Annotated in this window: 10 protein-coding genes; 3 read left to right on the top strand and 7 right to left on the bottom strand. The window is 73.3% G+C overall.

Annotated elements, in window-relative coordinates; genetic code table 11:
• On the bottom strand, nt 1–223 hold a 223-nt coding region (locus tag IEZ00_RS35315), incomplete at its 3' end, for an endo-1,4-beta-xylanase (protein WP_229796413.1).
• A 422-nt stretch (nt 224–645) separates the two neighbouring features.
• Complete coding sequence (locus tag IEZ00_RS35310) at nt 646–918, bottom strand: ribbon-helix-helix domain-containing protein (RefSeq protein ID WP_189227703.1); 273 nt, start codon at nt 916–918, stop codon at nt 646–648.
• Between the two features lie 335 nt (nt 919–1,253).
• Between IEZ00_RS35310 and IEZ00_RS35305 the strand changes: the two genes are divergently transcribed.
• Nucleotides 1,254–1,457, top strand: a complete 204-nt coding sequence (locus IEZ00_RS35305) for a hypothetical protein (protein WP_189227702.1) — start codon at nt 1,254–1,256, stop codon at nt 1,455–1,457.
• Nucleotides 1,454–1,780 (top strand): hypothetical protein, encoded by a 327-nt coding sequence (locus IEZ00_RS35300; RefSeq protein WP_189227701.1) that lies wholly within the window; start codon nt 1,454–1,456, stop codon nt 1,778–1,780. Before IEZ00_RS35305 ends, IEZ00_RS35300 begins: the two co-directional genes overlap by 4 nt.
• A 24-nt stretch (nt 1,781–1,804) precedes the next feature.
• Here IEZ00_RS35300 and IEZ00_RS35295 read toward each other — a convergent pair whose 3' ends face one another.
• Together IEZ00_RS35295 and IEZ00_RS35290 are read right to left on the bottom strand one after the other, a co-directional pair.
• Nucleotides 1,805–2,410 (bottom strand): TetR/AcrR family transcriptional regulator C-terminal domain-containing protein, encoded by a 606-nt coding sequence (locus tag IEZ00_RS35295; RefSeq protein WP_229796412.1) that lies wholly within the window; start codon nt 2,408–2,410, stop codon nt 1,805–1,807.
• A 92-nt stretch (nt 2,411–2,502) separates the two neighbouring features.
• Nucleotides 2,503–3,372 carry an NAD(P)-dependent oxidoreductase gene (locus tag IEZ00_RS35290; protein ID WP_189227700.1) on the bottom strand — a complete coding sequence of 290 codons (870 nt, stop codon included), beginning with the start codon at nt 3,370–3,372 and terminating at the stop codon, nt 2,503–2,505.
• 170 nt (nt 3,373–3,542) lie between these two features.
• Here IEZ00_RS35290 and IEZ00_RS35285 point away from each other — a divergent pair, with 170 nt between their 5' ends.
• Nucleotides 3,543–3,857 carry a winged helix-turn-helix transcriptional regulator gene (locus IEZ00_RS35285; protein ID WP_229796414.1) on the top strand — a complete coding sequence of 105 codons (315 nt, stop codon included), beginning with the start codon at nt 3,543–3,545 and terminating at the stop codon, nt 3,855–3,857.
• 67 nt (nt 3,858–3,924) lie between these two features.
• On the opposite strand, the gene IEZ00_RS35280 is transcribed toward IEZ00_RS35285, so the two are convergent.
• From IEZ00_RS35280 to IEZ00_RS35270, 3 genes are all read right to left on the bottom strand, one after another.
• Complete coding sequence (locus IEZ00_RS35280; protein ID WP_189227698.1) at nt 3,925–4,614, bottom strand: dihydrofolate reductase family protein; 690 nt, start codon at nt 4,612–4,614, stop codon at nt 3,925–3,927.
• Nucleotides 4,615–4,690: 76 nt separating this feature from the next.
• Nucleotides 4,691–5,962: an RNA polymerase sigma factor gene (locus IEZ00_RS35275; RefSeq protein WP_229796411.1), complete on the bottom strand. Its 1,272-nt coding sequence runs from the start codon at nt 5,960–5,962 to the stop codon at nt 4,691–4,693.
• The gene (locus tag IEZ00_RS35270; RefSeq protein WP_189227697.1) at nt 5,959–6,330 is read right to left on the bottom strand and encodes a YciI family protein; all 372 of its coding nucleotides are present in this window, start codon (nt 6,328–6,330) and stop codon (nt 5,959–5,961) included. The genes IEZ00_RS35275 and IEZ00_RS35270 overlap by 4 nt, the downstream gene beginning before the upstream one ends.

The following is a 6,330-nucleotide window of genomic DNA, read 5'->3' as shown; positions in this document are numbered from 1 at the left end:
GGCCCTGGTTGGGCTCGGTCGCGTCCATCTTCATCTCGTTCTCGGCCGTGACCATGTCGAACTCACGGTTGAGAATGCCGACGTAGGTGGAGTCCGAGAGCTTGTTCGCCGCGACGGCGGTCCCGAAGTAGCGGCCGCTCTCGGCCGCGGAGGCGGCCAGGGTGGTGCCCGCGCTGGCGACGTTCGGCAGCACCACGGCCGCCGCGCTCAGCAACCCGAGCACACCGGTCACCACCGCGACGCGTCGCGGCCCTCCTCTTGTCACCGGCCTGCCGGCAGCGGCGACAGCAGTTTCGGACATCACTTCCTCCAACGGGTCAGCACGGGGCGCGGTGGGGCCACCGCCGTGGCGGAGCTTCGAAACTTTCGAGAACTTGAGTGACGCTTTCGTAAACTAGGCTGCGGAATGTGCGCGGTCAAGGACTATCCGTCACCAATAGAGACGCAACTCCGCAGGCAAACCCCACGTTGGTGGGTCGCAACTCTCTTCGCGGGTTTACGAAAGTATCGACCGGGCGCGCCGCGTGTGATCAACGGCGGTGAGGGTGGCCCGGAACGACGTCACCCCCGGCCGGATGGCGTTCCGGCCGGGGGTGACGTCGATGGGCACCGTTGACGAGCGGGGCGCACCCCGTCCCGGAAGTCTCAGATCAGCACGATCTCGCGCGTGGTGTCGCCCTGCTTCACCAGCACCTGGGCGCCCTCGACCTTGGCGGCCTGGTAGAGGAAGTCCCCGAAGCCGACGAGTCGGCGCACGGCTTCGGTGAGGCTGACGCCCTCCCGGTCCATGACGGTCTGCAGCGCCTTCACCGTCTCGGGCGACACCGCCACGTTGATCCTCTTCGGTTCGGGGCGGCTGTGGTCGCGGGACGGCTCCAGCTCGTCGCGGTCGGCGGTGGTCGAAGCGGCACGGGACATGCGAAATCCTTCGAGGAGACGGGTTGGTGGGCGCACTCGTCCGCCGCCGGGGCTTCCCCCCGGTCGGGTCGTCGGAGCGCCCCGGTGGCGCTCAACTTCGGCACCTCGTGCTCGGTCCGGCGCGGCGGTGGCGGTCTTGAACATCTCCGCCACCAACCCACCAGCGATTAGTAGCATCGCACATGTCGAAGCTGTGCGCAAGACGTGTGAGCGGTGTGGGTTTGTTGTGTTAAACCCGCACGCCCGCTGTTATATTGGGACCAGCCGGCGTGGACCGGCCACTCGGGGCAGCCGAAAACCCGGTCCACCTCCCCGAGCGAAGGGGGTCCCAGCAGATGACCCGTCGACACACCGGGAAGGACTACGTCCAGCAGGACGGGACGTGGTACGACCCGACACCCAGCGCCTCGATCTCCGGGGAGCGGGTGGTCCGGTACGCCGACGAGGAGCGTCCGGACGCGCACGTGCTGCTCAGCCAGGCCCTCGAAGCCCCGCCCGGCCGCCGCGCCGGGGCGGCCGAGGTCGGGCAACTCCGGTGAGCGGGTCCGCGCGGCCCCCCGCCGGGCCGGACGTGGCGGAGGGGACCTGGACCGGGCGCGAGGACAGGGCGGGCACCGGGGAGCTGATCAGCCTGCGGCCCACGCCCGAGCAGACCCAGAAGTGGACCATGCAGAGCAGGGTCCTGTGGGGAGTGGGAGCGACCTTCTTCGGCACGCTGCTGGCCGTGCTCGCGGCGGTCGGGCTCGGGTGGATCACCCAGGACTTCGGCAGCGAGCTGGCCAGGATGATCCTGCCGAGCGTGCTCGGCTCGGCCAGCACGATCATCGGCGTGCTCTTCGTCGCGGGCAAGCAGGAGAAGTAGCCCGCGAGGCGGGTGTCCCGGCGATCACCCGCGGCGGGCGTCCCGGTCCGCGTCGGTGATCGCGGTGATGAGCAGGTCGAGGCCGAAGTCGAACTCGGCGCGGCGGGCCGCGTCGTCGGAGGCGGGGATCGCGGAGAGCTCGCGCAGCAGGGCGCCGACGAGGTAGGCCAGGCCGGTGCGCAGGACGCGCACGGCGGTCGCGGGCGGGAACCCGGCGCGGCGCAGGATGCCCAGCGCGGCTGCCACCGGACCCGGACCGGTCGGCGAGTCCGGCCTGCGGGTCAGCGCCAGGTGCGTGCAGCGGGGGTGGCGCAGCGCGGTGTCGCGGAAGGCGTGCGCCGCGGCGCGCACGTCGGCGCGCAGCCCGCCGGTGGCCGGTGGCAGGCGCAGGTCGGCGAAGACGGCCCCGGTGATCGCGTCGAGCAGCGCGTCACGGCTGTCGACGTGGTTGTACAGGCTCATGGTGTCCACGCCCAGCCGCTTGGCCAGCCCGCGCATGGTCAACCCGGCCAGCCCGGCTCCCTCGACCACGGCCATCGCCTCGGCGACGATGCGCTGCCTGGTCAGGGGCTGCCGGTCGCGCCGGGGCCTGCCCCGGCGTGGCGCGACCGTCTGGTGGATGGGGCTCACGTCCACTCCTCCCGGCCTGTGCCGCGACCCCGGTGCGAACGAGGAGCCGCCCGCCCGCCGCGCCGGGCGCACCGGCGCGGCGGGCGGCGCGGTCAGCGGGGAGCGGCGATGCTCTCGTAGATGCGGGCGAAGCCGTGCTCGTCGTAACCGGCGTCGCGCTGCTTCCTGATCAGCTCCTGCACCATGGCGAGCGGCTGGCCGCCGATGCCCAGCTCGGCGACGGCGTCGAGCATCTTGGTCAGGTCGGAGAAGGCGAGGCTCTGCTGGCCGGGGACGGTGTAGTCGCCGCCGTCGATGACCGCGCCGAAGCCCGCCAGGCCCCCGGTCATCGCGGTCAGCCAGCTCTGCGCGCGGGCCGCGAAAGCGCTTGCCGAGATGCCCGCGGTGCGCACCATCGCGGCCCCCTGCATGTAACCGGCGAACATCACGTACATCGCCGCGAGCAGCGCCAGGTCGTAGAGCGAGGCCAGGCCGGTGTCCTCGCCGAAGTAGGTGCTGGTGCCCCAGTGGTCGAAAATCTCCTTGTGGCGCTGGAAAACGTGCTCGTCGCCGCTGTAGAAGACCTCCGACCCCGCCGTGCCGATCATGGCGGGCACGGCCATGATGCCGCCGTCGAGGTAGCCGATGCCCTCGGCGGCGGCCCACCGGCCCAGCTCGCGCGCCTGCTCGGGCGAGGTGGTGGTCAGGTTCACCACCGCGCGGCCCCGCAGCCGCTGCGCCAGCGGGTCCAGCACCTCGTGCACCGAGGCGTGGTCGAACAGGCAGACGACCACCACCTCCGCGGCGGTGACGGCGTCCTCGGCGGAGGCCGCCCCGGTCGCGCCGGAGGCGATCAGCTCGTCGGCCTTGCCGGGCGTGCGGTTCCACACGGTGGTGGGGACGTCCGCCTTCACCAGGGCGGCCGCCAGCGCGCGTCCCATCTCGCCGAGGCCGAGCACGGCGACCGGTGTCGCAGTGGACAAGGCAGTTCCCTTCTCAAGTCGTCGATTCGGGCTGCCGCAATGCTTTCGCCGTACTGTGGTGGGGACAAGTACGCACTTGGAAGTCCAATACTGACTTCGTGGTCAGCATGGGGGTTGTGGTGAGCGGGGCGCCTCGGACCGGTCCGTACGTCTGCGGCCTGGACGCCGCGATGGACGTGGTGGGCGGCAAGTGGAAGTCGCTGATCCTGTGGGAGCTGCGGCAGGGGGCCCGGCGGTTCGGCGAGCTGCGCCGCGGCCTGCCGGGGGTCAGCGAGCGGGTGCTGGCCCGGCAGCTGCGGGAGATGGAGGAGGACGAGCTGGTGCACCGCGAGGTCTACCCCGTGGTGCCGCCGCACGTCGAGTACTCGCTCACCGAACAGGGGCGCTCCCTCTACGGGGCGCTGGAGTCGCTGGGTGCTTGGGGGCGCAGGCGGATCGCCCGGATCGGGGCCGCCCGGCTCGACGTGGAGCACGCGGGCGGATGATCCCCGCCCGCGTGCCGGGGGCTGGAAAGCGCTGCGCACGCGCGTTCGCCACCGAACCGCCCCGGTGTCACTCCCCGGTGCCGTCCCCGCCCCCGTCGGCCAGGAGCGGGGCGCGACCGCGCACGCGGTAGCGCAGGTGCGTCACGTCGGGGGTGTGCAGCACCCTGGTCGGGACCAGCTCGACGCCCTCCCGCTCGCCCAGGCCGAGGTCGGCGTCGAGCAGCCGCAGCCCGGTGCCCAGCACGACCGGCACGACGTGCAGCTCCAGCTCGTCGAGCAGACCGGCGGCGAGCACCTGCCGCACCAGGCTGCCGCCGCCCGCGATCGCGACGTCCTTGCCGCCCGCGGCGTCCTTGGCCCGCTCCACGGCGTGGGCCAGGCCCTCGGTGACGTAGGTGAAGCTGGTGCCGCCCCGGCGCACGAGGGTGGGGCGCGGGCGGTGGGTGACGACGAACACGGGCGCGTGGAACGGCGGCTCCTCGCCCCACGGCTCCTCGCCGCCGTCGGCCATCCGCCGCCCCATCACGTACGCCCCGGCGGCCTCGAACGCCTCGCCGATGACCTCGGAGTTGACGTCCCGCTCGCCACCGGCGAAGCCCTGCCGCTCCCGCCACGCCGCCGCACCGGTCATCCAGCGGGTGAGGCGGAAGAACGCCGCCGCCTCCGCTGACGCCATCCAGTCGCCGTCGCCCTCGTGGCGGGGCCCGGCGTAGAAGCCGTCGAGGGACACCGACAGCTGTGCGGTCACCTTGGTCATCGTGCTGCGCTCCTTGATCTCCCGGCGATGCCCGGCGGGCTCGCTCGGGAGGGGATCGGAGCCGACGACGACGTTTCTACGTCGACGCCGAGAAATTTTTTCCGGCTTCAGCGGCGTCCGCGTGGCGTGCCGCCCGCAGCAGCAGGAACCGCTGCTCGGCCGCGTTGCCCGCCAGGCGCGCGGCCTGCCGGAACGCCTCGCTCGCGGCGGCGTGCTCGCCCGCCTTCTCCAGCAGGTGGGCGCGCACGGCGTGCAGCCGGTGGTGGCCCGCCAGCGGACCCCGCTCCAGTTCGGCGACGGCCTCCAGGGCGGCGCGGGGACCGCGCACCTCGCCGAGGGCGACGGCCCGGCTCAGCGCGGCGACCGGGTTGGGCGCGAGGCGCTGCAGCACGTCGTGCAGCGCCAGGACCTGCGGCCAGTCGGTGTCCTCGGCGCGGGCCGCCTCGCAGTGCAGCGCGGCGATCGCGGCCTGCACCTGGTACGGGCCCGCCGGGTGGGCGGCCAGGCTGCGGGTGACCAGCTCGGTGCCCTCGGCGATGGCCGCCCGGTCCCACCGCGACCGGTCCTGCTCGGCCAGCGGGACCAGCTCGCCGTCGGGGCCGGTGCGCGCCGCGCCGCGCGCCTCGGTCAGCAGCATCAGCGCGAGCAGCCCGGCGGTCTCACCGGAGTCGGGCAGCTCGCGGTGCAGCCGCCTGGTCAGCCGCACCGCCTCCGCGGTGAGGTCGGGGCGGCGCAGCGCGGGCCCGGAGCTGGCGCTGTAGCCCTCGTTGAACAGCAGGTACAGCACGTGCAGCACGTCCCCGAGCGCCCGCTCCCGCTCCGCCTCGGGCGGCAGCTCGAACCGGGCGCCCGCCTCCTTGAGCCGCTGCTTGGCGCGGGAGACGCGCTGCCCCATCGTCTTGTCCGGCACCAGGAACGCCGCGGCGATCTCGGCGGTGGTCAACCCGGCGACCGCGCGCAGCGTGAGCGCCATCCGCGACGCTGGGGTCAGCACCGGGTGGCAGCACAGGAACAGCAGCTCCAGCAGGTCGTCGCGCACCGGCTCGGCGTCCGGCGGCGCGGCGAGCAGCTGGTCGCGCGGCACGGCGTCGAACACCGCCCGCTCCCGGCGGGCCCGCGCCGCGTCGGAGCGCACCAGGTCGACGTAGCGGCGGGTGGCGACCGTGGTCAGCCACCCCAGCGGGTGCTCGGGGACGCCGTCGCGCCCCCACTTGTCCGCGGCGTCGACCAGCGCCTCCTGCACGGCGTCCTCGCACCGCGCGAAGTCGCCGTAGCGGCGCACGAGGGCGCCGAGCACCTGCGGCGTCAGCTCGCGCAGCAGGTGCCCGGCGTCCTCGCCCACGATCACAGGTCGCTACCGCCGGGCTCCATCAGCGGCCACACCTCGATGCCGCCGCCGAGGCCCCCGCCGTGGCGCAGGGCGGGGTAGGACCGCGCGATCTCCAGGGCGCGCCGCTCGCTGTCCACGTCGACCACGAAGTAGGAGCCGACGTGCTCCTTGGCCTCCAGGTAGGGGCCGTCGGTGACCACCGGCGCGTCCTCGACCACCCGCACCGACCGGGGCCAGGACACCAGGCCCCGGCTGTCGACCAGCTCGCCGGACTCCCGCAGGGCCGCGTTGAACGCGTTCACCTCCGCGATCAGCTCGGCGAGCCGGTCGGCGTCGACACCGGTCCACAGCTGCTCGTTGCCGTAGATCAGCATCAAGTACTTCAC

Source organism: Saccharothrix coeruleofusca, from assembly GCF_014648515.1.
Classification (GTDB): Bacteria; Actinomycetota; Actinomycetes; order Mycobacteriales; family Pseudonocardiaceae; genus Actinosynnema; species Actinosynnema coeruleofuscum.
This window is presented reverse-complemented; position numbering and strand designations above follow the sequence as displayed.